Raw genomic sequence first — 22,848 nt, forward strand, 5'->3', positions numbered from 1 at the left:
CCGCGAACCGGGGCCGGCGCGGAGGTCCGGCGATGAGCGCGGCGCCCGAGAAGGGCTCACCCGCCATCGCCCGCACCCGCGCCGGCCGCCAGTCCCGCATCGTCGAACTGCTGTCCGCGCACGCGGTCCGCAGCCAGACCGAACTCGCGGCCCTGCTCGCCGCCGAGGGCATCGAGACCACCCAGGCCACCCTCTCGCGTGACCTGGACGAACTTGGCGCGGTGAAGCTGCGCGCCGCCGACGGCGGCGCCGGTGTGTACGTGGTCCCCGAGGACGGCAGCCCCGTCCGCGGCGTCACCGGCGGCACCGGCCGCCTCTCCAAACTCCTCGGCGACCTGCTGGTCTCCACCGACGCCAGCGGCAACCTCGCGGTCCTGCGCACCCCACCCGGCGCCGCCCACTTCCTGGCCAGCGCCCTCGACCGCGCCGCCCTACCCTTCATCGTCGGCACCATCGCCGGCGACGACACCATCGCGGTCATCGCCCGCGAACCCCTCACCGGCGCCGAACTCGCCGCGAAAATCGAGGGATTGGCCTAGCGGATCACGGTTTCGAAACCCGCCCCGTTACCCAACGATGTGCAAATAAGGTTAAGTAAAGATGCTGCTTACTTAACGCTAATGGCTCAGCCGTAGGTAAGATCGGCTGATGACGAACGATCCGGCCGGGTGGCCCGCCGTTCGATATGAGCAGCACCCCTGGGTGGTGCGCGACACTTACGCGTCGCGCACTCAGCTCCGCCGGCACGCGGGGCCCTACTCCGCGGCGGTGCTGTCCGACATCGCCGAACAAACGGTGACGCTGCCGGTCGGCCTGCTGGCCGAAGCCGACGAGGCCGCGCAGGAACTGGTGCGGTTCGATGCGCACCTGTCGACCGAGCTCGGAACCGACTGCGAACTCGGACCGATGAGCTCCGTGCTGCTGCGCACCGAGAGCTCCGCGTCGTCGCAGATCGAGAACCTCACCGTAGGTGCCCGGCAACTCGCGATGGCCGAGCTCGGAGAGCACACCAACCGGAACGCGCGCATCGTCACCGCCAACGTGCGCGCTATGGAAGCGGCGCTCGAACTCGGCCGGGCAGTCGACGCCGACTCGATCCTGGCGATGCATCGTGCGCTGCTCGGTGAGTCCGATCCCGACCGGGCCGGACGGTGGCGCGACCAGCAGGTGTGGATCGGTGGTGGCAATATCGGCCCCCATCTCGCTGATTTCGTTCCCCCGCACCATGATCGGGTTCCCGCCGCCATCGCCGACCTCATCCATTTCGTGCAGCGGACAGACGTGCCCGCCCTGGTGCACATCGCGCTCGCGCACGCACAATTCGAGACGATCCATCCCTTCACTGACGGCAACGGCAGAACCGGCCGCGCTCTCGTCCACGCGATGCTGAGCAGCCGGCAGCTGACCAATCACGTCACTGTGCCGATCTCGGCCGGCCTGTTGGTGAACACCGGAAGCTACTTCGATGCCCTGACCCGATTCCGATCCGGCGACCCCGAACCGATCGTGCGCCAGTTCGTCGACGCCGCGTTCTACGCCATCGGCAGCGGGCGCCGACTTGTCGGCGAGCTCAGATCCGTCCGTGCCGCCTACCGGGAACAGACCACCGCGCGTGCGGATTCCACGGCCTGGAAACTGATCGATCGGCTCGTGGCGCAACCGGTGGTCAACAGCGGCTATGTCGTGGAGGCCTTCGGCATCAGTGGGGTCGCGGCACAGCGGGCCATCGATCGACTGGTGGAATCCGGAGTGCTGCGCGAGGTTACACAGCGCGCCCGCAATCGGGTCTGGCAAGCCGACGCAATACTCACCGCCCTCGACGATTTCGCGGCGGGGATTCGCCGAGTACGCGGCTGAGCGACGCGCACCCGGTCGGATTCAGCTCGGTGGCAACCGGTGCCAGTTCCAGTCGAACCGGACATCGAGCGGCGCGTCGACGGTGACCATACGGTAGTCGGGTATCGAGGCATCCGGCGGGCCCGCGCCGCCGGCGGCATCGCGGTGCTGACGTTCGTCGTCGCCCTCACGTTCCGTGGCCTCCGGTCACCGAGGTGAGCCCGGAGTGACCCGCCGCAGCGCCACACGGATCGTCCATGCGCCGGCGCCCGCTGCCAGCGCCGCGCAGGCCAGGAGGAGGGCGGCGGTGACGCCGTAGGCCGCCCAGGTGGGCAGCACCTGTTCGAGCCCGCGCACCAGTGCGGCCAAGGCGAACGCGCCGGCGATCGCCGCGGCGCCCGCGGCGACGGTGAGGGCCAGGGCCGCGGTCGCGGCCAAGCGGAGTCGACCCGCGAGGACCGAGGCGACGGCGGTGGCTCGGCGACGTGCGCGGCGCACCGGCGGCGAGCGCAGCACCGTGTGGAGTGCGGAATCCCGTTGTTTCGGCGTGGTTTGGTGAGTCATGGCGAAAGTCCTGTGTCGTTCAGTGGACGAGCAGTGGGGAACCGACTTCGCTGACCAGCCAGCGGTCGGCGTCCTTGCGCAGCGACAGGGTGACCGCGAGTTGACCGGGGGTGGGAGTGCCCTGGGTGCCGAGGCTGGTGATCGTCTGGTTGATGACCGCGACGGCGCGTGCGCTGGTCTCGTCGGCGGATTCGAGGGCGCAACGCACCGTGCCGACGGTCGAAACCACCTGACCCTGGGTCAGGACGGCACGCAGATCCTTGCTGGTGGCGTCGAATTCGGTCTTCCAGTCGCCGGTGGCGCCCGCGAGGACCGCGGCGAAATAGGTGTCGAGATCCTTGGCGTCGTAGCGGGCCAGGACCGGGGCGTAGGCGCAGGCCGCCTGCTGGGCGGCGGCGCGTGCGTCCTCGCGGGCACGGATCCTGTGGTTGTCCACGGCCGCGTAGGCGGCGACGCCGACCGCGGCCAGCGCGACCACCGCGATCGCGGTCACGGCACGACCCGAGGTGAGTCGACGGGTGATGCCCGCCTGATCGGTTCTCGCGCCGGCAACCGGCGCCGCGGCGGCCAGCGGGTCGATGTCCTCGCGTGCGGTGTCGGCCTTCGGCCCGTCGTCGGTGGTCATCGGTACGTCCTCGTGTCGTGAGTTCATTTGGCGGGCAGGGGAACCGACAGCTCGTCGCCGGTGACGCCGGGCGGCGGACCGGAGCCGTTGTCGGGGACGGCGGGCCGCGGTGCGTTGGCCGACCCGCGGATCTGCAGTTCCGTGCGGCTGGTGACGCAGTAGTTGTAGAGCCTGGTGCGACCGTCGGAGACCTCGACCGGCGAGACCGGAACGGTGTCGTATTCGCAGGTCGGCCGCGGCCAGGCCTCGGCCAACGTGTGAAAGGCGTTGTCGTGCGCGGGCACACCGACCGCGACGACACCGGTGCGCAGCGCCGGAAACAGCGCCGCCATCGCCGGCGTGCGCAGCCGGGCCGCCCTGGTGATCGCGACGAAGTTGGTCACCAGGTTCGTCAGCGGATCAGTGGTCTCGGCGAGCACCCCGCCCAGCGCGGCGAGCCGGCCAGGGCCGAGGTCGAGCAGCTCGCGCACCTCCTGATCGGCGGCGCTGAGCTGGTCGAACAGCCTGCCGGAACCGTGCACGAGCGTGCCGAGATCGGGTTGCGCGTGACTGGTCGTCTCCGCGATGACCTGCAGATTCCGGATCAGCTCGGTGGTCTGTGGCAGCAACCCGGTGAGCCCGGCCATCGCCTGGCTGAGTCCGCTGATGACGGTGCGCAGCACCTCGGGCCCGCCGCCGAGCGCGCGATCGAGCTCGTCGACGATCACGGTGAGCCGCTGCGGATTCATCCCGGCGACCAGCGCCCCGGTGTTGGACAGGAACGAGTCGATGGTCACCGGGGTGCCCGCCTGATCCGGTGCCACGACGGCGCCGTCGGCGAGATACGGGCCGTCGCCTGTGGTGGGCCGGAAGTCGAGATACTGCTCGCCTGCCGCCGACAGCCGGCCCACTGCCACGGGCGAGCCGACGGGAATCCGTGCGGCACTGTCGATGTCGGCGTCGGCGCGAATTCCGGCGCCGTCGATGGCGATCGCGCGCACAGACCCCACTTTCACGCCGCGGACGGTGACGGTGCTGTGCGGAAGCAGCCCACCGGAGCGGTCCAGGTGCACCCGCACCGTGTACGTCGTGCGCAACGGCCGCACCCCCACCACGTCGACGGCGATGTACCCGGACCCGACGACGAGCAGCCCGACCATCCCGAGCAGGGCGAACGCCGTTCGATGGCCGTATCCCCACCGAGCCAGGCGGACAACGAGTCCTGCGCCACGGTCGATCATCGATGGCCTCCCTGCAGCCGGCCGAGCACCCGCGCCAGCACCTGCGACAGACTGCCGATGAATGCCGTCACATCGGTGCCGTCGGGCAGTCTGCTGCCCGAGGGATCGGTGAGCGCGCCCACGTCGAGGAACGACACCGTCGCCGCGACCGCGAGACTCGTCCCCTCGGTGCTCGCCTTCACCGCCGGGGCGAGGGCGTTGAACTGGTCGAGAGTGCCCGCGAGATCGTCGCCCATCCGGGTGAATCCCGCCATCAGGCGCTGCACGCTGTCGAACAGGCTGAGGAATTCCGGTCCCGTGGTATCGGTGAAGTCACCGAGCGCGGCCGTCACGGTGGACACCTTGGTCGTGAGATCGGTGATCGCCCTGTTGTTCTCGGCGATCACCGCGATCAGATCGGGGAAGGTGTCGGCCGCCTGACCGAGTTCGGTCTTGCGGGCGCGCAGGGTGGTGGTGAGACCGTCGAGGCCGTGCAGGACCGAATCTATCTGTCCTGTGCGCTGATTCAGCGCCGTGAGGACGGCGGTGAGTTCGGTGAGCAGGTGGGAAAGCTGGGGGCCGCGGCCACCGACGATCGCGTTGAGCTCCGAGGTGATCCGGGCGACCTGATTCATCGCCCCACCGTCGAGCAGCATCGACATCGCCAGCATGAGCTCCTCCACCGAGGCGCCCGCGGAGGTGTGCGCCCGGTCGATGACGTCACCGTCGCCGAGCAAGGACGCGTCGGCGCGGTGCTCGGGCAGGGTGACGGCCACGTGGATGTCGCCCAGCGGCGTCGACTGCCGCAGTTCGGCGCGGGTGCCGCGCGGCAGGGCGATGTCGCGGCGGACCTCGAGCTCGACCTCGGCCACGAAGTCCGTGGTGTCGATCCCGGTCACGACGCCGATGTCGATGCCGCCGATCTTCACCCGCGCCCGCTCCGGGAGATTGAGCGCGTTGTCGAACTCCGCGCGCAGCCGATACGACGCGCCGTCCACGCCGGGCCTCGGCAGCGGCACGGTGTCGACGGTGCACGCGGCCAGACTCAGCGTGGCCAGCACCGTCGCGGCGGCGCGGGCGGGGCGGCCGGTCATTCGGTGAGTCCCAGCAACGCGGCGGTCAGGCCGAAATCCGGGCCGAAGTCCATCAGCTTGCCGGTGCGGCAGCCGTCGGCGCGCAGGGCGAGCCGCGCGCACAGGGTCGAGAGGATCTCGTTGTCCAGCAACGATTTGTCGGTGAGCAGATGCAGCCGCATCGCCTGATGTTCGGTGCTGACCGACCGGCTCAGGTTCTCGAACAGCAGCGGCGCCACGTCGACGATCTCGGTCAGTCCGCGCGCGTTGTCGCGCATCTGCGCGGTGATGCCGACCAGCCGGCGCACCGCGTCGGTCAGCGGGGCACGGTTCTCGGTGAGGACGGTCGAGGTGTTGGCGACGAAATCGTTGATCTGGGCGAGCGCCGCCGCCAGTCCGGGCGCCTGCTCGGCGAGCAATGTCACCAATTCGGTGAGGCGGGCACTGAAGCCGCGCACGGTCTGATCGTTGCTCGCCACCATCGCGGTGAGTTCGTTCAATTCGACGATGGTGCTGGTGATCTGGTCGCGATTGGCCAGCGTCACCTCGAAGGCGCCCGCCAGCGCGTCGAGGGTCTCGCGGATGCGGTCTCCGTTGCCGGCGAGCATCGGGAACAGGACGCGGCTGGCCATCGGGCCGTCGGTGTCGTCGCCCTTCAGCGAGGCGCCGAGCTGCTCGAAATTGCGCAGGATGCGGTCGAGCTCGACGGGAGTCCTGGTGCGTGCCAGCGGGATATGGGCGCCGTCGGTCAGGGTGGGTCCTTCGCCGGTGTAGGCGGGGGTGAGCTCCACGTGCCGGTTGGTGATGAGCTGCGGGGAGACCAGCGCGGCCATCGCCTCGGCCGGCAGCTCGGTGCCTTCCTCGACGGTCATCCGCACCTCGACGAAGGCGCCCCGCTGTTCGATCGCGTCGACCCGGCCCACCGGCACGCCGAGCACCGCGACCTCGTTGCCCACGAAAAGACCGGCGGCGCTCTCGAAATCGGCGCTGATCCGCATCGTGTCCGGCCGCAGCGACATCGGGATCGACGAGCAGCCGGACCCGGCCACTGTCAGTGCCACCAGAACAGCGGCTCGAAACCCGCCGCGCCTCATCGGCATCCCTCGACGACCTGAACCAGACACAGCCAGTTGTCCGGGAACAACCACGGCATATAGACCTCCCCGTACGGACCTTGGCCGAAGCCGTTGTTGAACTGGCGCATCGTCACCGGCATGACCTGGTAGAGCGCGTCGAGGTTGGCCCGGTTCTTCTCCAGGCCCTGCGCCATGGTGTTCAGACTGTGGATTAGCGGGCCGAGCCGGCCGCCGTTGTCGACGCCCATCTCCTGCAGGATCTTCGACGCGGCGGCGACGTTGTCGAGCAGGTCGCGGATCAGGTCCCGGCGGCGGATCACCGCGTCACCGATGGCCTGTCCCCTGGTGAGGAGCAGGAGCACACTGTTCTGGTTGTCGGCGATCAGCCCCGACACCTGATCCATGCTGTCGAGCAACCGGTCGACCTCGTCGCGGCGGGTGGCGACGACCTTCGCCAGCGCGCCGACACTGTCGAGCGCCTGCGCGGTGAGGTGCGGTGAATCGCCCATCTGCGTGCTGACCGCGTCCAGGCTCGCGCGCAGGGCGTTCGGGTCGAGCCGTTCGAGATGCTCGAAGGAGTTGCGGTACTTCGGATCGTTCACCACCTTCGCCAGGTTGTAGGGAACGGTCGTGGCCGACAACGGGATTCGGGCACCGTCTAGATCGGTTCCCCGGCCGGGATCGAGCTCGACGTGCATCTTGCCGAGAATCGTCGACATCTTGATCGCCGCCGTGGCATCGCGTCCCAGCCGCACCTCCGAGCGCAGGCTCATCGCCACCACCACGCGATCACGTTCCAGCCGCACCGATTTCACGGTGCCCACCTCGATTCCCGCGATGTCGACACTGTTGCCCGTCCGCAGGCCCGCGGCCTGGGCGAACTCGGCGTGCACCGTCGACTTGCCGAGTTCGGCCCGGGCGAGCACGCCGGAGCCGAGGACCAGCGCCACCACGGCGGCGCCCGCGGCGAGACCGAGCCACAGGTTCCGGTTGCGGGTCGACGCGCGAATTCGCGCGACCAGGGACTCGATCATCGGCACACCTCCGTGTGAGAATTGCCGCCGACCTGCGAGAACAGTCCGCGCGGGAACAGCACGCCCCACAGCGACACATCCAGGCTGCAGACGTGGGCGTTGATGTAGGTGCCGTTGCCCGCGATCCGGGCGAGCCCGGCCAGCACCAGCGGCAGCTCGATCGCCGAACGGTCGAGACGCTCGCCGTTGGACAGCAGCAGCTCGACTCCGGTGCTCGCCTGCTGCTGGGCCAGCGCCATGCCCGGTGCGGCGCGGCTTATCAGGTCGGTCAGCGCGGTTGTGGACTCGGCGATGCCGGTGACCGCGTCGCCGAGTACCGTGCCCTGCTCGTACAGGCCCGTCACCAGGGCGCGGGACTGGGTGATGAGAGTCTCCAGCTCGCCGCTGCGGTGGGCCAGGCTCGCGATGACGTCGCTCAGATTGCTGATCACCGCGCCGAGGATCTGATCGCGTTCCCCGAAGGTGGCGGCCAGCGCGGCGGCCTGGGTGATCAACGCCGACAGCGAGACCCCGTCACCCTGCAACGCCTGGACGAGGGTCTCCGACAGCGAGTTCACCTCGTCGGGTTGCAACAGGCTGAACAGCGGCTCGAAGCCGGAGAGCAGCGTCGAGACGTCGAACGAGGATTCGGTGCGTTCCAGGGGAATCGAGCCACCGGGCGGCAGCGGGTCACCCGCCGATTCGCCGACCGCGAGTGCGACATAGCGCTGACCGATCAGATTCTGATAGCGGATGAGCGCCCTTGTGGTGGTGCTCAGGTGCTGGCGGGACTGCACCGACAGAGTCACTCTGGCGTGGCGGCGATCGACCAGATCGATCGCGTCGACCCGGCCGACGCGCACGCCGGCGATGCGCACGTCGTCGCCTTCGCGCAGGCCGAGCACATCGGTGAAGGTGGCGCTGTAGCGATGGGTGTCGCCGGGGACGGAGCGCTGCAGGGTCGACCAGATCGTGGCGGTCGCGACGAGGGAGAGCGCGACGAACACGGCGAGCCCGAGCGGGATGGTGCGCGAACGCATGTCAGCGGCCTCCCGTCGGGGCGTCGAGGGTGACGGTCGCACCGGTCAACACGGTGCCGAGCAGCAGCAGCTCGGTGAGGTTCGGCCTGCCGCCGAGGATCGCGGCGACGGCGTCCGGCCCGGTCAGCTCGATCGGCTCGGTGGCGCTCGCCGGTGCGGTGATCCCCGGGATGACCAGTCCGGGCAGGGTGGGCAGCGTGGGCAGCGACAGTGTGGGCAGTCCGGGGAGCGGGGCGGGGCCCGCGGTGGCGAGCCATCCCGGCAGCAGCTGGGCCGGATAGGTCTGTGGCGCGGCCTCTTCGGGCACCGAGGGCCCGTCGCAGCGAGGACCGCGCTGTTCGCCGTAGCGCGGGCAATCGGCCGCGGTGTACTGCCGGAACGGGGTGAACGACACCGTGATGTCCCAGCGCATCTGCTTGCTCGGCCCCCAGTCGAACACGGTGGCGAGGCGGTTCAGCGACGCACCGAGCCCGGTGACGGTGTCGGTGAGCGCCGAGGGATCCGCCGCCAGCGCGCCGAACGTCTCGTCCAGGCCGACCACGAGTTCCTTCCCCGCGTCGGGATTCCGGGCGAACAGGACCTGGGTCGCGTCGGTGGCGGCGCCCGCGGCGGTGAGCAGCTCGACGACCTGGGCGCGGCGCTCGGTGACGGTGCGCGCCGTCCGCACCGAGCGGCCGAGAGCATCGACCAGTTCGGGCGCCGAGTGATTCACCGCGGCCGCCGCCGTGCCGAGATCGCCGAGCAGCGTGCCGATCCCGGGCAGCGCGCGGACCTCGGTGATCCACTGGTCGAGTCGTTCGATGGTCGAACCGGGCAGGCGGGTGTCGCCGTCCAGCGCGTCCGCGAGGGTGGCCAGCACGCGCGCCAGCTTGGCGGGCTGAATGCGGTCGAGGACGTCGCGCAGGGTGGTCAGCGTGGTCTGCAGGGCGACCGTGGCGCCGCTGGTGTCCTGTTCGACGACCGCGCCGGGGCCGAGGGCCGAGGCGGCGGCGCCGTTGTCGACCAGTTCGATCGCGGTGACGCCGAAGATGTTGGCGGGCACGACGCGAGCGGTGACCGTGGCCGGAATCGATGCCGCCGCAGCGGGTTCCAGCCGGAGATCGACCCGCTGCCGCAGTCCCTTGTCGGCGATCTCCACGTCCGCGACCGCGCCGACCAGCATGCCGCGAAACCGGACATCCGCCCGTGCGGGCAGGCCGTCGCCGGTGCTGGTCAGCAGGGCCGTCACCGCGACGGTGTCCTCGAAATGGCCGCCGTAGCGCAGCCCGAGCAGGGCCACCACGGTCGACACGCTCGCCGTCATCGCCACCCCGGCCAGTCCGAGACGCCTGCGCGACCAGCCGCGCCCACTGGGATCCGGATACACGCCGACCACCTATCCCGAGATCCGGATGCCGGGGTCGACGCCCCAGACAGCCATGGTGAGAAGCAGATTGAGGAAGACGACCACGATGATCGTCATCTTGATGGCCCGGCCCGCCGCCACCCCGACACCCTCCGGTCCGCCCGCGGCGATGTAGCCGTAGTGGCACTGGATGAAGGTCGCGACGAGCACGAACGCCACCGCTTTGAGTACCGAGTACACGATGTCGCCGGGATCGAGGAACTGGTGGAAGTAGTGGTCGTAGGTGCCGATTCCGCTGCCGCCGAGGAAGAACACCGTCACCTTCGTGGACAGGTAGGCCGTGGCCATGCCGACGCTGTAGAGCGGCAGGATCGCCACCGCCGCGGCGAGCATGCGCGTGGTGATCAGATAGGGGAGTGGTCGGATCGCCATCGACTCCAGCGCGTCGATCTCCTCCGCGATCCGCATCGAGCCGATCCGTGCGGTGAACCGGCACCCGGCCTGGGCGGCGAAGGCGATCGTCGCCAGCAGCGGGGCCAGCTCGCGGGTGGTGGCGAAGCCCGAGATCGCCCCGGTGAGCGGGCTCATGGTGAGCAGGTCCAGCGCGGTGTGCGATTCCATCCCGACGGTGACGCCGCCGAACCCGCACAGGATGAGGACCACGCCCACCGTGCCGCCGCCGACGATCAGGGCGCCGTTGCCCCAGGTGACGTCGATGATCAGCCGCACGACCTCCTTGCGGTAGTGCCGGACGGCGAACGGGATCGCGAGCAGCGCTTCGGCGAACACCAAGCCCTGGTGTCCCAGACGGATATTGGCGTCCGCGATCGGCCGCGTCGCCCGCTGGAGGGCGCGCCACGGCCGCAGCGCGGGCGGTGCGTAGTTCGCCATCTAGAGCACCTTCGACGGGAACACGGTGTTGTAGATCTGGGTGAGCGCGATGTTGGCGGCGAACAGCACGATCGCCGAGCTGACGACCGCCGAGTTCACCGCGTCGGCGACGCCGCCGGGTCCGCCCCTCGTGTGCAGTCCCGCGTCGCAGGCGATGATCGCGGTGAGCGCGCCGAACACCGCCGCCTTCACGATGGCCACCAGCAGATCGCTCGCGACCGCGAACGAGGCGAAGGTGCTGACGTACGAGCCCGGGGTGCCGTCCTGGACGAAGACGTTGAACACGTATCCCGTGGCGAAACCGATGAACACGACGAATCCGCACAGCAGCATGCTCACCGACACGGCCGCCAGCAGGCGTGGCGCGACCAGCCTGCGCACCGGGTCGACGCCCATCACCCGCATCGCGTCGATCTCCTCGCGGATGGTGCGCGAGCCGAGGTCCGCGCAGATCGAGGAGCCGACCGCGCCGGCGATCATCAGCGAGGTGACCAGGGGTGCGCCCTGCCGGATGATGCCGAGCCCGTTGACGGCGCCGATGAAGGTGGTCGCGCCGACCTGCCCGACCAGCGAGCCGATCTGGATCGAGACCACCACTGCGACGGGGATGGCGACCAGCAGCGTCGGTGTGGCTGAGACACCGGCCATGAAGGAGCACTGCCGGAGGAATTCCCGCAGCGGAAAGCGGCGATTCGCCAGCGCCAGGACCAATTCGACGCTGGCCCGCCAGCCCATCGTCACCTGCCGGCCCGCGGTCTCGATCGATCGCTGGGGGTGTGTGCGCAACCAGCGTGAACCGAACTCGGTGACGAGCTCGCGATCCGTTGGTGCACTGGTGGTTTCGGATGTCATGACGATGGCGATCACCCCGGGTTAGGTGTGGCCGCCTGCGTGTGCGACCGGATCTGACTGACGAACTACGCGACCGTAGAAATCACTTTCTACGGTGGAGTAGTTATGTGTCTGAGACAGTAGCAACAACCTGCTCGGCTGTCAGCGAATTGAGGCATGATCGCTGCGTGAGTGTGCAGCGGAAATCGGCCGGGGTGTGGCAGGTCTCGGGCGCGGGCCGTCCCCGCGGACGCAATACGCCCAGGCTGCCGCCCGCGCAGCGCAGGGAACAGCTGCTCGACGCCGCCCTGCGCGTGGTCGCCCGGGACGGGCTCGCCCGGTTGACGATGCAGGCCGTCGCGCAGGAAGCGGGCGTCGCCAAGCCGGTGCTGTACGCGCTGTACCCCGCGGCGCCGGAACTGGTCGCGGCGTTGCTGCGCCGCGAGCACGCGGCCGGGATGGCGCAGGTGTTCGCGGCCATGCCCACCGACCTGCGCGACTCCGATCCCGACGCGGAGTTCGTCGCCGCGCTGATGGCGTTTCTCGACGCGGTGGCCGCCGATCCGGCGCGCTGGCGGTTGATCCTATTGCCCAGCGACGGTGCGCCCGTGGGCTATCGAGAACTCCTCGGCACGGCCAGAGACGAGATGGTGTCCCGTGGCACGGATCTGCTCGATCAGGGGCTGCGGCTACGTGGCGGCGCGGCCGAGGTGGACGTGGAACTGATCGGTCACGCGCTGTTCGGCTTCGCCGAAACCCTGGGCCGGATGGTGCTGTCCGACCCGCATCGATTTCCGCCGGATCGATTACGGCCCGTGGTGCGGTCCCTGTTGCGGACCGTGCCGAGACCGCCCCGCGACGGCTGAGCGCACGGGTTCAGCTGCTCGGCAACCGGCGCCAGGTCCAGTCGACCCGGATGTCGAGCGGCGCGTCCGCGGTGACCATGCGGGGCTGGGTGTTGAGGCCGTCGGGTGGGCCGGACTGGGCTTCGACCGACAGCGACTCCTCCGGCAACGTCCACACCACGACATCGGAAACCGGGCTGGTGATGGTGAATTCGAGGAAGCCGGGCCAGGTGAGGCGGGCGTGGACGCCGTCGGGCATGCCGAAGCAGTCGTCCCACGGCGGCGGGGTCGGCGGGATGTGGCGGCCGGTGGGGAGGTAGTCCTCGCCGCGCTCGTACTGCCAGGCCGGGTGGAAGTCGAGTTCGAGCGGGCCGGTGGCGGGGGCGAGTTCGCGCAGGAACCACGGATGCCAGCCGCCCTGCGCGGGGAACGCGTCGCCGTCGGTGGCGATGCGCATGGTCAGGGTGAGACCGGTGGCGGTGAGCGCGAAGGTCTGGGTGACGGTGCCCGCGAACGGCCACGGTTCGACCAGTCGGTACCGCAGTGTGGCCGCGGCGGGGGAAACGGCCACCACCTCCCACGCGCCGTCCCGCGCGGTGCCGTGGATGCTGTGCGGTCCGTTGTTGATCGGCATCCGGTAGGCGCGCCCGTCGACGGTGAAGGTGCCGTAGCCGAGCCTGCCCGCCCACGGCGCCATGACGAAACAGCCGGTGCCCGGGTCCTGCCGAAGCAGTTCGGTGTCGTCCACGGTGAGACTGCGCAGCGCCCCGCCGTCCGCGGGGGCGAGGGTGAGCGTGGCGGTGCCCGCGCGCAGCGTCACCTCGTCGGCGGTCATGCGCGGAGACTAGCGGTTCCGGCCGGACACCGGCCGGAACCCACGCCGGTCAGTTGAACGGGTACTGGCCCCCGCCGCCGCCACCGCCCTGATTGTTCGGTGTCGCAACGTCGATGATGTCCTGGACGAGCGAGACGATCGCCCGCCCGACCTCGAGTACCCCGTTGCCGAGAGTCGAGAATTCCTGCGCGATGTAATGGAGCATCTTGTTCGTCCTCACGTCTGGCGAGCCGAATAGTGCTCTCCCAGAGTGCCACACGACGCGGGCGGCGTGGGCTCGCTCAGGACGCGAGGAAGTTCAGGATGGCCAAGGCCAGGGGGGAACTCAGGTCGAAGAGGACCCGGCCGATGTGCAGGCCGAGGGTGGCGCCGGATTCGTAGTGGTCGGACAGGAACTGCAGGATCGCGTCCTCGGTCATGATGTGTTCCTCCTGGTCGGGTCGCCGCGGGCTAGGTGAAGAACGGCTGCAGCAGCGGCGCGCCCATGTCGATGACGACCTTCGCGACGGTGAGGCCGAGGTTGCCGAGACCGATCACGACGTGGCCGATCAGGTCGTAGTTGTCCTGGGCGAAATCTCGTAGCTGCTGCATGGCGACGTACTCCTTGATCCCGACCGATTCCGAAACTCGATGTGACCACCGTCTCATATTCGAGGTTTGCTGCCAAGATGCCAGGCGGAATAATTGCAGGTGATCGCGGTTTTCGGGGGATTCGTGGAGCGTGGACCACCCCCGGTGATGAATGAGATTGCATCATCGTGCATAATCATTTGCAGCAACGGCGCGAGCCGAATCGGCGGCCGGAGCATCCATACTGCTCAGGGCAGCCCGTGCAGCGGAACGACAACCACTTCGAGGAGCACAACAGACATGTCCGATCGCGTCGTACTCGCCTACTCCGGTGGGCTGGACACCTCCGTCGCCATCAGCTGGATCGCGAAGGAGACCGGTGCCGAGGTGGTGGCCGTGGCCATCGATCTGGGCCAGGGTGGCGAGGACATGAACGTGGTGCGCCAGCGCGCCCTGGACTGCGGCGCCGTCGAGGCGATCGTGGTCGACGCGCGCGACGAGTTCGCCGACGAGTACTGCCTGCCCACCATCCAGGCCAACGCCATGTACATGGGCCAGTACCCGCTCGTGTCGGCGATCAGCCGCCCGCTGATCGTCAAGCACCTGGTCGAGGCGGCGAAGTTCCACAATGCCACCACGGTCTCGCACGGCTGCACCGGCAAGGGCAACGACCAGGTCCGCTTCGAGGTCGGCATCGGCGCGCTCGCGCCCGACCTGGACGTCATCGCCCCGGTCCGTGACTACGCCTGGACCCGCGAGAAGGCCATCGCCTTCGCCGAGGAGAACAACCTCCCGATCAACGTCACCAAGAAGTCGCCGTTCTCCATCGACCAGAACGTGTGGGGCCGCGCGGTCGAGACCGGCTTCCTCGAGGACCTGTGGAACGCCCCGACCAAGGACGTCTACGACTACACCGCCGACCCGACGGTGAACTTCGAGGCGCCCGACGAGGTCATCATCACCTTCGACAAGGGTGTGCCGGTCGCCATCGACGGCCGCCAGGTCACCGTGCTGCAGGCCATCGAGGAGATGAACACCCGCGCCGGCCGGCAGGGTGTCGGCCGCCTCGACATGGTCGAGGACCGGCTCGTCGGCATCAAGAGCCGTGAGATCTACGAGGCGCCGGGCGCCATCGCGCTGATCACCGCGCACCAGGCGCTCGAGAACGTCACCATCGAGCGCGAGCTGGGCCGCTACAAGCGCCAGGTGGAGCAGCGTTGGGGCGAGCTGGCCTACGACGGCCTGTGGTTCTCCCCGCTCAAGCGCGCCCTGGACGCCTTCGTGCAGGACACCCAGCAGCAGGTCTCCGGCGACATCCGGATGGTGCTGCACGGTGGCTCCGCCGTGGTCAACGGCCGCCGCTCCGAGCAGTCGCTCTACGACTTCAACCTGGCCACCTACGACGAGGGCGACACCTTCGACCAGTCGCTGGCCAAGGGCTTCGTGCAGATCCACGGCCTGTCCTCGAAGGTCGCCGCCCGCCGCGACCTGAACCAGAAGTAGCACCGAGCCACCGCGTCCCCGGTTCCGACAGCTGACGGGCCGGGGACGTGGCATGCGCGCACCCGGGACCGGGCGGCCGGGTGGCATCGGCAACCCCGCGGCTGGTTACGGTGGTCACCGGCACACACCCACGCACATCGATCCGAGGAGACAGCAGGCCATGACCGACGGCGGCAGCACGAACACCGGTGCCCTCTGGGGTGGGCGCTTCGCGTCCGGGCCCGCCGAGGCGATGGCGGCGCTGAGCAAGTCGACGCACTTCGACTGGGCGCTGGCGCCGTACGACATCCGGGCCTCGCAGGCGCACGCGCGGGTCCTGCACAAGGCGGGCCTGCTCTCCGCGGAGGATCTGTCCGGCATGCTGGCCGGGCTGGACGCGCTGGCCGCCGACGTGGCCTCGGGCGCGTTCGGGCCTGCCGAGTCGGACGAGGACGTGCACGGCGCGCTGGAACGGGGGCTGATCGAGCGGGTCGGCGCCGAGCTCGGTGGCAGGCTGCGCGCGGGCCGCTCGCGCAACGACCAGGTGGCCACGCTGTTCCGGATGTGGCTGCGCGACGGCGTGCGCCGGGTCGCCGCGGGGGTGCTCGACGTGGTCGACGCGCTCGTCGCCCAGGCCGCCGCGCATCCGAACGCGGTGATGCCGGGCAAGACCCATCTGCAGGCCGCCCAGCCGGTGCTGCTCGCGCACCACCTGCTCGCGCACGCGCACCCGCTGCTGCGCGATCTGGAACGACTGCGCGACTTCGACAAGCGCGCCGCGATCTCGCCCTACGGTTCGGGCGCGCTCGCCGGCTCCTCGCTGGGCCTCGACCCCGAGCAGATCGCCGCCGAGCTGAATTTCACCGCCGCGGCGGCCAATTCGATCGATGCCACCTCCGCGCGGGACTTCGCCGCGGAGGCCGCGTTCGTCCTCGCCATGATCGGCGTCGACCTGAGCCGGATGGCCGAGGAGATCATCCTCTGGAGCACCCCGGAATTCGGTTACGTCACCCTCGCCGACGCGTGGTCGACCGGCTCGTCGATCATGCCGCAGAAGAAGAACCCCGATGTCTCCGAGCTCACCCGCGGCAAGGCGGGCCGCCTGATCGGCAACCTGACCGGCCTGCTCGCCACGTTGAAGGCCCAGCCGCTGGCCTACAACCGGGACCTGCAGGAGGACAAGGAGCCCCTGTTCGACTCGGTCGCCCAGCTCGAGCTGCTGCTGCCCGCCATCGCGGGCCTGGTCGGCACCCTGACCTTCCACACCGACCGGATGGCCGAACTCGCCCCCGCCGGTTTCACCCTGGCCACCGACATCGCCGAATGGATGGTGCGCCAAGGTGTTCCGTTCCGCGTGGCGCACGAGGCGGCCGGCGCGTGCGTGCGGGTCGCCGAGGGCCGTGGCGTCGGCCTGGACGAACTCACCGACGTGGAGTTCGCCGCCGTCGACCCGGCGCTGACCGCGGGTGTGCGCGAGGTCCTCACGGTCGAGGGCTCCATCGCCTCCCGCAACGCCCGCGGTGGTACGGCGGGCGTTCGCGTCGCCGAGCAGCTCGACGAGGTGCGCCGCGGCGCCGAGGACGCCCGCGCCTGGCTGAGCTGATCTGCGCGCGGCGGCGGCCACGGCGAATCCCCGTGCGCCGCCGGGCTACTCTGCGGCCATGACCTTGCTGTTCCTCGCGCTGGCCATCGCGTCCGAAGTCACTGCGACGGTGTCACTGAAGCTGTCCGAAGGGTTCTCCAAACTGGTGCCCTCGATCGTCGTGGTGCTCGGTTACGGCTCCGCGTTCTATTTCCTCTCCCAGGCGTTGAAGCGCGGGATGGGCATCGGTGTCGCGTACGGGATCTGGTCGGCCGTCGGAGTCGCGGCCATCGCGGCGATCGGCGTGCTGTTCCTGGGGGAGCGGCTCACGCTGGTGCAGGTCGGCGGGATCGGTCTGGTGATCCTCGGCGTTCTGGCCCTGGAACTCGGTGGCGCACACTGATCGCCGCTACAGCTCGGCGCGCACCCTGAATCCCGCGTCGCGCAAAGAGTCCAGGACTTCATCCCGGTGGGCGGGACCACGCGTTTCCACCGTGAGCGACACCTCGACCTCGTCGACCGCCAGCCACATCCCGGTGCGGGAGTGGGCGACGTCGACGACACTCGCGCCCGCCCGCCCGACGACACCGAGCAGCTCCGACAGCGCGCCGGGCCGGTCGGCGATGGTCACCCGCATCGCCAGATAGCGGCCCGCCGCGCTGAGCCCGTGCCCGATGACGCGGGTGAGCAGCAGCGGGTCGATGTTGCCGCCGGACAGGACCGTCACCACGGGGCCGGTCAGGTCGCGGTCGCGCAGGGCGGGGGTGAGCAGGGCGGCGACGCCGGCGGCGCCCGCGGGTTCGACGATGAGCTTGGCGCGCTCCAGGCACAGCAGCAGCGCCTTGGACAGCGCGTCCTCGTCGACCGTGACGATCTCGCGCACCAGTTCGGCGACGTGGGCGAAGGGCACCGCGCCCGGCAGCCCGACCGCGATGCCGTCGGCCATGGTCGCCATTCTCGGCACCCGCACCGGCCTGCCCGCGGTGAGCGAGTCCGGCCAGGCCGCCGCCTCGGCCGCCTGCACACCGATCACCTCGACGTGTGGGGCCAGCGCGTGCAGCGCGACCGCGATTCCGGCCAGCAGACCGCCGCCACCGGTCGGCACGACGACGGTGCCGACCTCGGGCACCTGCTCGAGGATCTCCAGCGCGACCGTCGCCTGGCCGGCGACGATGTCGGGATGGTCGAACGGATGGATCAGCGTGGCACCGGTGCGCTCGGCGAATTCCTGTGCGGCCAGCAGTGATTCGTCGATGGTGTCGCCCACGAGATGCACTTCGGCGCCGTAGGCGCGGGTCGCCACGAGTTTGGGCAGCGACGCGCCGATCGGCATGAACACCGTCGAGCTGATGCCAAGCTCGGCGGCCGACCACGCCACACCCTGCGCGTGATTGCCCGCGCTCGCGGCGACCACTCCGCGCGCCCGTTCGGCCGCGGGCAGATTCGCGATCCGGTTGTAGGCGCCCCGCGGTTTGAACGAGCCGGTCCGCTGCAGGTTCTCGCATTTGAGCAGCACCTGCGTCCCGACCCGCTCCGACAGCACACGCGACCCCACGGTCGGCGTGCGCCGGATCACCGGCGCGAGCAACCGCGCCGCCGCCTCGACCTGTTCGATCCCGACGCTGTCCATGGCCACATCGTGCCAGCTCGGCGCCGCGCGCTCGGGGAAACGATCCCGGACGCGCGGTCACCTGGCGGCGAGGCCGGAGCCGCGGTCGGTGCGATCGCTCAGGCGAGGGCGGCGGCTTTGGCGATGTTGTGCGCCCGGGTGCCGAGGCGGGTGAGGCGGGCGTCGCCGAGCGGGGTGAGTTTGCCGCCGAGCCGGTTGGTCACGAACGCCAGCGACAGCCCGGTCGACGGATCGGCGAAGGCGCCGGAGCCGCCGAGGCCGAAGTGCCCGAACGCCGAGATCGGGTCGGCCTTGGACGGTTTCATCGGCACGCCGTGGAATCCGAGCGCCCACGGAATGCGGAAGGCGAGCACGTAGTCGGGCGTGAACACCTGCCGGGTGGACATGCGCCGCACCGTCTCGGGCCGCAGCACCTGGGTGCCTTCGAGCTCGCCCTTGTTCGCGAGGGCGGCATAGACCTTGGCCAGCGCGCGCGCCGAGAACACCCCGTTCACGCCCGGCATCACCGAATCGTGGATGCGCGGATCGACGATGAGGTCGGCGAACCCGCGCGGCGTGGTCTCCGCGGCCGCGGCGAACCGGGTGCGGGTGAGCAGGTCCGAGCCGCGCTCCCACTCCATGCCCGCGGCGCGCAGCCGGGGGAAGGTGGTGGCGATGCGATGCCGTTCCTCCCGCGGCACCCGGAACCAGAGTTCTTCGGCGCCAAGGGGTTCGGCGAGTTCGGTGCGGACCACATCGACGAATTCCCGCCCGGTGGCCCGATGCACCAGTTCAGCGGCGAGGTGTCCGAAGCTGATTCCGTGATAGCCGCTGGTGACCCGGTGCCGCGGGTCGGGGGTGGCGGCGGCGAGGGCGGCGGTGACGGCCTCGTCGTCGAGGAACCGGTCGACCGGCCCGGGAAGCAGCCCGCGCAGCCGATGCAGTCCGGCCCGATGGGTGAGCACGTCGCGCACGGTGATGTGGGCCTTGCCCGCGGCCGCGAATTCCGGCCAGTACTCGGCGACCGCGGTGTCGTAGTCGAGCTGACCGCGTTCCGCGAGCTGGTGGATCACCGTGGATGCCACGCCTTTTCCGGTGGAGAAGGCCAGCGCCACCGAATCCGCGGACCACGGCACGCCGGGGGCGGAGTAGCCCGCCCACACATCGACCACCGGTTCACCGTGCAGGTACACGCACAGCGCGCCGCCGCCGTGCGCGGGCGTGCGGAACAGACTGTCGAACATGGTGACCAGGCTGACGAAACGGCGATCCACCGACTGCGTTGTCGAAACTCCCATCCCCCGAGCATGCCACCCCCCTTTCGGGGACCGAGCGGTACGGTGATCGTTTCCTGACCGTCACACAGGAGACCGCGCGCGCAACAGATCGTCCATAGCATGAGTCGATGACCCAGAGACGACGATCGGCGCTGCTCGCCCGGCTGGTGGTCGACGAGCCGGGCCGCCCGCAGGTGATCCTCGGCGAACTACGCAGGGTGATCCTCGACGGCGCGGTGCCGCCGTGCACGGTGATTCCGCTGCGTGAGGTGGCCGAACTGTTCGGTGTGAGCCACATCCCGGTGCGCGAGGCGCTCAAGACCCTGATCGGCGAGGGACTGGTCACGCACCGACAGCAACGCGGATATCAGGTGGCCCAGCTCACCGCGCGCGAACTGCGGGAGATGTACATCGTGCGCGACACCCTGGAAACGGCCTCGCTCGCGGCGGCGGCCGCCAACGCCGACGATGCCGAACGCGCGCATCTGCTCGCCGTGAACGAGCTGCTCGAGCGCGCCATCCTCGACGACGATCCGGCGGCGTATCAGCGGCAGTCGCGCAGCTTCCACGTCGCGCTGACCCGCCCGTCGCGGATGTTCCGGCTGCTGCACATGCTGGAGGCGGCCTGGAACATCACCGAACCCGCGCAGCCGATGGTCCACATCGACCGGTGCGACCGGGAACGGCTGCACATCGACCACATCGCGATGCTCGACGCGTTCCTCGCCCGCGATGTCGACCGATTGCTCGCGCACGCCGACGAACACCACCGCAGGCTGGAATCGGTCATCGCCACCCTGCCCACCGACACCGGCTTGCTCGCGCCGGAAGATATATCTTCGGTGCAATAGCGGGGAAACGGTCGGGAAACCGTGGGGCAACTGCTGATACTTACCGTCAGCGCAGCAGATTCACCCCTTTCGGACGGGAACGATCATGACCGACACCATCACCTCCGCCGCGGGTGTTCCCGCCGGTGATCCGCCGAAATACGACCCGCGGCTGACGAACGACGATCTGGCTCCGTTGCGCGAACAACGCTGGGGCACCTACAACATTTTCGCCTTCTGGATGTCGGACGTGCACAGCGTCGGCGGATATGTCACCGCCGGTAGCCTTTTCGCGCTCGGGCTGGCGAGCTGGCAGGTGCTGGCGGCCTTGCTCATCGGCATCACGATCGTCTATTTCTTCTGCAATCTGGTGGCGAAACCGAGCCAGGTGACCGGGGTGCCCTACCCGGTGATCTGCCGCAGTGCCTTCGGCGTGCTCGGCGCGAACATTCCGGCGATCATCCGCGGCTTGATCGCGGTGGCCTGGTACGGCATCCAGACCTTTCTCGCCTCGGCTGCGCTGGATGTCGTGCTGGTGAAACTGTTTCCGGGGTTGGCGCCCTACGCCGTCACCGCGGACTACGGCTTCCTCGGGTTGTCGCTGCTCGGGTGGGGCAGCTACCTGCTGCTGTGGGTGGTGCAGGCGTGTGTGTTCTGGCGCGGGATGGACTCCATCCGCAAATTCATCGACTTCTGCGGGCCTGCTGTCTATGTGGTGATGTTCGTCCTGTGCGGCTACTTGATCGCGAAAGCCGGCTGGGGCGCCATCGACCTGAGCCTGGGCGAGGTGAAGTACACCGGCTGGGCGTCGGTCCCGGTGATGCTCGGCGCGATCGCGCTGGTGGTCTCCTATTTCTCCGGACCGATGCTGAACTTCGGCGACTTCTCGCGCTACGGCAAGAGCTTTCGCGCCGTGAAGGCCGGAAATCTGCTCGGGCTGCCGGTGAATTTCCTGCTGTTCTCGCTGCTGGTGGTGATCACCGCGTCGCTGACGGTGCCGGTCTACGGTGAGTTGATCACCGATCCGGTCGCCACCGTGGCCAAGATCGATTCCACCTTCGCGATCGTGCTGGGCGCGCTCACCTTCACCATCGCCACGATCGGCATCAATATCGTCGCCAATTTCATCTCGCCCGCCTTCGATTTCTCGAATGTGAGCCCGCAGCGGATCAGCTGGCGCGCGGGCGGGATGATCGCCGCGGTCGGTTCGGTGCTGATCACGCCGTGGAATCTCTACAACAATCCCGACGTGATCCACTACACGCTCGAAGTGCTCGGCGCCTTCATCGGCCCGCTGTTCGGCGTGCTGATCTGTGACTACTACCTGGTGCGCAAGCAGAAGGTGATCGTCGACGACCTGTTCACCATGTCCGAGCGCGGAACGTATTGGTACCACAAGGGATATCACCCCGCCGCGGTCGTCGCGACGGCGGTCGGCGCCGCGGTCGCGGTGTTCCCGGTGCTGTTCAACAGTCTGCGGGGGATGCACACCGCCGCCCAGTACAGCTGGTTCATCGGCTGTGGCGTCGGATTCGCCACCTACTACGTGCTCACCGCGGCCAAGCGCGCGGCGGCCACCGAGGAGGCCGGCGCCTGATGCGGATCAGGGTGATCAACCCGAACACCACGCGGGCGATGACCGCGACGATCGAGCGGTGCGCGCTGGCCGTCGCCGGCCCGGACACGGTGCTCGACGCGGTCACCTCCGAGATGGGGCCCGCCTCCATCGAGAGCCACTACGACGAGGCCATGAGCGTGCCGGGGCTGCTGGCGGCGATCCGGCGCGGGGAGACCGAGGGTGTGGACGGCTACGTCATCGCCTGCTTCGGTGATCCGGGCCTGGACGCGGCCAGGGAGCTGGCGGCCGGTCCGGTGATCGGGATCGCGGAGGCGGCGATGCACACCGCCAGCCACCTCGGCCGCGGCTTCAGCGTGGTGACCACGCTGGGCCGGACCGCGGGACGAGCCGCCGATCTCGCCGAACGCTATGGGATGCAACGGTTCTGCCTGGGCATCCACGCCTGCGAACTGCCGGTGCTCGCGCTCGACACCGACCCGCACGCGCGCAAGATCGTCACCGAGGCCTGCCGGGCGGCGGTCGCTGCCGACGGATCCGACGCGGTCGTCCTCGGCTGTGCCGGCATGGCCGACCTCTGCGCGCATATCCGCGACGAGATCGGCGTGCCGGTGATCGACGGTGTCGCGGCGGCGACGCTGACCGTGCGGTCGCTGCTCACCCTCGGGCTGCGCAAGTCGGGCAGGGGAGAGTTCGCGGCGCCGCCGCCGAAGACCTACACCGGGCCGTTGGCGTCGTTCGGATCGTAG

Annotated in this window: 25 protein-coding genes; 9 read left to right on the top strand and 16 right to left on the bottom strand. The window is 69.5% G+C overall.

The window, feature by feature from the left end:
- Nucleotides 1-32: 32 nt before the first annotated feature.
- On the top strand, nucleotides 33-539 hold the full coding sequence (locus DFR69_RS27270; RefSeq protein ID WP_110040500.1) for an arginine repressor: 507 nt from the start codon (nucleotides 33-35) through the stop codon (nucleotides 537-539).
- Between the two features lie 109 nt (nucleotides 540-648).
- Nucleotides 649-1,857, top strand: coding sequence for a Fic family protein (locus tag DFR69_RS27275; RefSeq protein ID WP_110040501.1), 1,209 nt, complete (start codon nucleotides 649-651; stop codon nucleotides 1,855-1,857).
- A gap of 186 nt (nucleotides 1,858-2,043) precedes the next feature.
- Here DFR69_RS27275 and DFR69_RS27280 read toward each other — a convergent pair whose 3' ends face one another.
- From DFR69_RS27280 to DFR69_RS27325, 10 genes are read right to left on the bottom strand one after another with little or no spacing between them, the layout of a single operon-like run.
- Nucleotides 2,044-2,400, bottom strand: a complete 357-nt coding sequence (locus tag DFR69_RS27280; RefSeq protein ID WP_146229436.1) for a hypothetical protein — start codon at nucleotides 2,398-2,400, stop codon at nucleotides 2,044-2,046.
- A 19-nt stretch (nucleotides 2,401-2,419) separates the two neighbouring features.
- Nucleotides 2,420-3,025 carry a hypothetical protein gene (locus DFR69_RS27285; RefSeq protein WP_146229437.1) on the bottom strand — a complete coding sequence of 202 codons (606 nt, stop codon included), beginning with the start codon at nucleotides 3,023-3,025 and terminating at the stop codon, nucleotides 2,420-2,422.
- Between the two features lie 23 nt (nucleotides 3,026-3,048).
- Nucleotides 3,049-4,245 carry an MCE family protein gene (locus DFR69_RS27290; protein ID WP_110040504.1) on the bottom strand — a complete coding sequence of 399 codons (1,197 nt, stop codon included), beginning with the start codon at nucleotides 4,243-4,245 and terminating at the stop codon, nucleotides 3,049-3,051.
- The gene (locus tag DFR69_RS27295) at nucleotides 4,242-5,318 is read right to left on the bottom strand and encodes an MCE family protein (RefSeq protein WP_110040505.1); all 1,077 of its coding nucleotides are present in this window, start codon (nucleotides 5,316-5,318) and stop codon (nucleotides 4,242-4,244) included. The genes DFR69_RS27290 and DFR69_RS27295 overlap by 4 nt, the downstream gene beginning before the upstream one ends.
- Nucleotides 5,315-6,391, bottom strand: a complete 1,077-nt coding sequence (locus DFR69_RS27300) for an MCE family protein (RefSeq protein ID WP_110040558.1) — start codon at nucleotides 6,389-6,391, stop codon at nucleotides 5,315-5,317. The genes DFR69_RS27295 and DFR69_RS27300 overlap by 4 nt, the downstream gene beginning before the upstream one ends.
- The gene (locus DFR69_RS27305; RefSeq protein WP_110040559.1) at nucleotides 6,388-7,407 is read right to left on the bottom strand and encodes an MCE family protein; all 1,020 of its coding nucleotides are present in this window, start codon (nucleotides 7,405-7,407) and stop codon (nucleotides 6,388-6,390) included. Before DFR69_RS27305 ends, DFR69_RS27300 begins: the two co-directional genes overlap by 4 nt.
- Nucleotides 7,404-8,426 (bottom strand): MCE family protein, encoded by a 1,023-nt coding sequence (locus tag DFR69_RS27310; RefSeq protein ID WP_110040506.1) that lies wholly within the window; start codon nucleotides 8,424-8,426, stop codon nucleotides 7,404-7,406. The genes DFR69_RS27305 and DFR69_RS27310 overlap by 4 nt, the downstream gene beginning before the upstream one ends.
- 1 nt (nucleotide 8,427) lies before the next feature.
- Nucleotides 8,428-9,792: an MCE family protein gene (locus tag DFR69_RS27315; RefSeq protein WP_110040560.1), complete on the bottom strand. Its 1,365-nt coding sequence runs from the start codon at nucleotides 9,790-9,792 to the stop codon at nucleotides 8,428-8,430.
- 9 nt (nucleotides 9,793-9,801) lie between these two features.
- Complete coding sequence (locus DFR69_RS27320; protein WP_110040507.1) at nucleotides 9,802-10,662, bottom strand: ABC transporter permease; 861 nt, start codon at nucleotides 10,660-10,662, stop codon at nucleotides 9,802-9,804.
- A complete protein-coding gene (locus DFR69_RS27325) occupies nucleotides 10,663-11,514 on the bottom strand; it encodes an MlaE family ABC transporter permease (RefSeq protein ID WP_110040561.1) in 852 nt (283 codons plus the stop codon). It lies immediately after the preceding gene.
- 167 nt (nucleotides 11,515-11,681) lie between these two features.
- On the opposite strand from DFR69_RS27325, the gene DFR69_RS27330 reads away from it, so the two are divergent.
- The gene (locus DFR69_RS27330; protein WP_244198483.1) at nucleotides 11,682-12,359 is read left to right on the top strand and encodes a TetR/AcrR family transcriptional regulator; all 678 of its coding nucleotides are present in this window, start codon (nucleotides 11,682-11,684) and stop codon (nucleotides 12,357-12,359) included.
- A gap of 10 nt (nucleotides 12,360-12,369) precedes the next feature.
- On the opposite strand, the gene DFR69_RS27335 is transcribed toward DFR69_RS27330, so the two are convergent.
- The 4 genes from DFR69_RS27335 to DFR69_RS34655 all read right to left on the bottom strand — a co-directional run bounded on the left by DFR69_RS27335 (nucleotide 12,370) and on the right by DFR69_RS34655 (nucleotide 13,764).
- Nucleotides 12,370-13,173 carry an aldose epimerase family protein gene (locus DFR69_RS27335; RefSeq protein WP_110040509.1) on the bottom strand — a complete coding sequence of 268 codons (804 nt, stop codon included), beginning with the start codon at nucleotides 13,171-13,173 and terminating at the stop codon, nucleotides 12,370-12,372.
- Nucleotides 13,174-13,222: 49 nt separating this feature from the next.
- A complete protein-coding gene (locus DFR69_RS34645) occupies nucleotides 13,223-13,378 on the bottom strand; it encodes a hypothetical protein (protein WP_167456418.1) in 156 nt (51 codons plus the stop codon).
- Between the two features lie 76 nt (nucleotides 13,379-13,454).
- Nucleotides 13,455-13,592, bottom strand: coding sequence for a hypothetical protein (locus DFR69_RS34650; protein ID WP_167456419.1), 138 nt, complete (start codon nucleotides 13,590-13,592; stop codon nucleotides 13,455-13,457).
- Nucleotides 13,593-13,623: 31 nt separating this feature from the next.
- On the bottom strand, nucleotides 13,624-13,764 hold the full coding sequence (locus tag DFR69_RS34655; RefSeq protein ID WP_167456420.1) for a hypothetical protein: 141 nt from the start codon (nucleotides 13,762-13,764) through the stop codon (nucleotides 13,624-13,626).
- A gap of 279 nt (nucleotides 13,765-14,043) precedes the next feature.
- Here DFR69_RS34655 and DFR69_RS27340 point away from each other — a divergent pair, with 279 nt between their 5' ends.
- From DFR69_RS27340 to DFR69_RS27350, 3 genes are all read left to right on the top strand, one after another.
- Nucleotides 14,044-15,246, top strand: coding sequence for an argininosuccinate synthase (locus tag DFR69_RS27340; protein ID WP_110040510.1), 1,203 nt, complete (start codon nucleotides 14,044-14,046; stop codon nucleotides 15,244-15,246).
- A 160-nt stretch (nucleotides 15,247-15,406) separates the two neighbouring features.
- Nucleotides 15,407-16,828, top strand: a complete 1,422-nt coding sequence (gene argH, locus DFR69_RS27345) for an argininosuccinate lyase (RefSeq protein WP_110040511.1) — start codon at nucleotides 15,407-15,409, stop codon at nucleotides 16,826-16,828.
- Nucleotides 16,829-16,886: 58 nt separating this feature from the next.
- Complete coding sequence (locus DFR69_RS27350) at nucleotides 16,887-17,210, top strand: DMT family transporter (protein ID WP_110040512.1); 324 nt, start codon at nucleotides 16,887-16,889, stop codon at nucleotides 17,208-17,210.
- A 6-nt stretch (nucleotides 17,211-17,216) separates the two neighbouring features.
- On the opposite strand, the gene ilvA is transcribed toward DFR69_RS27350, so the two are convergent.
- Together ilvA and DFR69_RS27360 are read right to left on the bottom strand one after the other, a co-directional pair.
- The gene (gene ilvA, locus DFR69_RS27355; RefSeq protein ID WP_110040562.1) at nucleotides 17,217-18,437 is read right to left on the bottom strand and encodes a threonine ammonia-lyase; all 1,221 of its coding nucleotides are present in this window, start codon (nucleotides 18,435-18,437) and stop codon (nucleotides 17,217-17,219) included.
- A 98-nt stretch (nucleotides 18,438-18,535) separates the two neighbouring features.
- On the bottom strand, nucleotides 18,536-19,714 hold the full coding sequence (locus DFR69_RS27360; RefSeq protein ID WP_110040513.1) for a serine hydrolase domain-containing protein: 1,179 nt from the start codon (nucleotides 19,712-19,714) through the stop codon (nucleotides 18,536-18,538).
- Nucleotides 19,715-19,821: 107 nt separating this feature from the next.
- Here DFR69_RS27360 and DFR69_RS27365 point away from each other — a divergent pair, with 107 nt between their 5' ends.
- From DFR69_RS27365 to DFR69_RS27375, 3 genes are all read left to right on the top strand, one after another.
- Nucleotides 19,822-20,544, top strand: a complete 723-nt coding sequence (locus tag DFR69_RS27365; protein ID WP_110040514.1) for a GntR family transcriptional regulator — start codon at nucleotides 19,822-19,824, stop codon at nucleotides 20,542-20,544.
- 85 nt (nucleotides 20,545-20,629) lie between these two features.
- On the top strand, nucleotides 20,630-22,120 hold the full coding sequence (locus tag DFR69_RS27370; RefSeq protein WP_110040515.1) for an NCS1 family nucleobase:cation symporter-1: 1,491 nt from the start codon (nucleotides 20,630-20,632) through the stop codon (nucleotides 22,118-22,120).
- On the top strand, nucleotides 22,120-22,848 hold the full coding sequence (locus DFR69_RS27375; RefSeq protein ID WP_110040516.1) for an aspartate/glutamate racemase family protein: 729 nt from the start codon (nucleotides 22,120-22,122) through the stop codon (nucleotides 22,846-22,848). The genes DFR69_RS27370 and DFR69_RS27375 overlap by 1 nt, the downstream gene beginning before the upstream one ends.

Source organism: Nocardia neocaledoniensis (assembly GCF_003182135.1).
Classification (GTDB): Bacteria; Actinomycetota; Actinomycetes; order Mycobacteriales; family Mycobacteriaceae; genus Nocardia; species Nocardia neocaledoniensis.

Bases quoted from the DNA above. Each gene is read 5' to 3' on its own strand.
- DFR69_RS27270 (WP_110040500.1), top strand. From the start codon at position 33: ATGAGCGCGGCGCCCGAGAAGGGCTCACCCGCCATCGCCCGCACCCGC.
- DFR69_RS27275 (WP_110040501.1), top strand. From the start codon at position 649: ATGACGAACGATCCGGCCGGGTGGCCCGCCGTTCGATATGAGCAGCAC.
- DFR69_RS27280 (WP_146229436.1), bottom strand. From the start codon at position 2,400: ATGACTCACCAAACCACGCCGAAACAACGGGATTCCGCACTCCACACG.
- DFR69_RS27285 (WP_146229437.1), bottom strand. From the start codon at position 3,025: ATGACCACCGACGACGGGCCGAAGGCCGACACCGCACGCGAGGACATC.
- DFR69_RS27290 (WP_110040504.1), bottom strand. From the start codon at position 4,245: ATGATCGACCGTGGCGCAGGACTCGTTGTCCGCCTGGCTCGGTGGGGA.
- DFR69_RS27295 (WP_110040505.1), bottom strand. From the start codon at position 5,318: ATGACCGGCCGCCCCGCCCGCGCCGCCGCGACGGTGCTGGCCACGCTG.
- DFR69_RS27300 (WP_110040558.1), bottom strand. From the start codon at position 6,391: ATGAGGCGCGGCGGGTTTCGAGCCGCTGTTCTGGTGGCACTGACAGTG.
- DFR69_RS27305 (WP_110040559.1), bottom strand. From the start codon at position 7,407: ATGATCGAGTCCCTGGTCGCGCGAATTCGCGCGTCGACCCGCAACCGG.
- DFR69_RS27310 (WP_110040506.1), bottom strand. From the start codon at position 8,426: ATGCGTTCGCGCACCATCCCGCTCGGGCTCGCCGTGTTCGTCGCGCTC.
- DFR69_RS27320 (WP_110040507.1), bottom strand. From the start codon at position 10,662: ATGGCGAACTACGCACCGCCCGCGCTGCGGCCGTGGCGCGCCCTCCAG.
- DFR69_RS27325 (WP_110040561.1), bottom strand. From the start codon at position 11,514: ATGACATCCGAAACCACCAGTGCACCAACGGATCGCGAGCTCGTCACC.
- DFR69_RS27335 (WP_110040509.1), bottom strand. From the start codon at position 13,173: ATGACCGCCGACGAGGTGACGCTGCGCGCGGGCACCGCCACGCTCACC.
- DFR69_RS34645 (WP_167456418.1), bottom strand. From the start codon at position 13,378: ATGCTCCATTACATCGCGCAGGAATTCTCGACTCTCGGCAACGGGGTA.
- DFR69_RS34650 (WP_167456419.1), bottom strand. From the start codon at position 13,592: ATGACCGAGGACGCGATCCTGCAGTTCCTGTCCGACCACTACGAATCC.
- DFR69_RS34655 (WP_167456420.1), bottom strand. From the start codon at position 13,764: ATGCAGCAGCTACGAGATTTCGCCCAGGACAACTACGACCTGATCGGC.
- DFR69_RS27340 (WP_110040510.1), top strand. From the start codon at position 14,044: ATGTCCGATCGCGTCGTACTCGCCTACTCCGGTGGGCTGGACACCTCC.
- argH (WP_110040511.1), top strand. From the start codon at position 15,407: ATGACCGACGGCGGCAGCACGAACACCGGTGCCCTCTGGGGTGGGCGC.
- DFR69_RS27350 (WP_110040512.1), top strand. From the start codon at position 16,887: ATGACCTTGCTGTTCCTCGCGCTGGCCATCGCGTCCGAAGTCACTGCG.
- ilvA (WP_110040562.1), bottom strand. From the start codon at position 18,437: ATGGACAGCGTCGGGATCGAACAGGTCGAGGCGGCGGCGCGGTTGCTC.
- DFR69_RS27360 (WP_110040513.1), bottom strand. From the start codon at position 19,714: ATGGGAGTTTCGACAACGCAGTCGGTGGATCGCCGTTTCGTCAGCCTG.
- DFR69_RS27365 (WP_110040514.1), top strand. From the start codon at position 19,822: ATGACCCAGAGACGACGATCGGCGCTGCTCGCCCGGCTGGTGGTCGAC.
- DFR69_RS27370 (WP_110040515.1), top strand. From the start codon at position 20,630: ATGACCGACACCATCACCTCCGCCGCGGGTGTTCCCGCCGGTGATCCG.
- DFR69_RS27375 (WP_110040516.1), top strand. From the start codon at position 22,120: ATGCGGATCAGGGTGATCAACCCGAACACCACGCGGGCGATGACCGCG.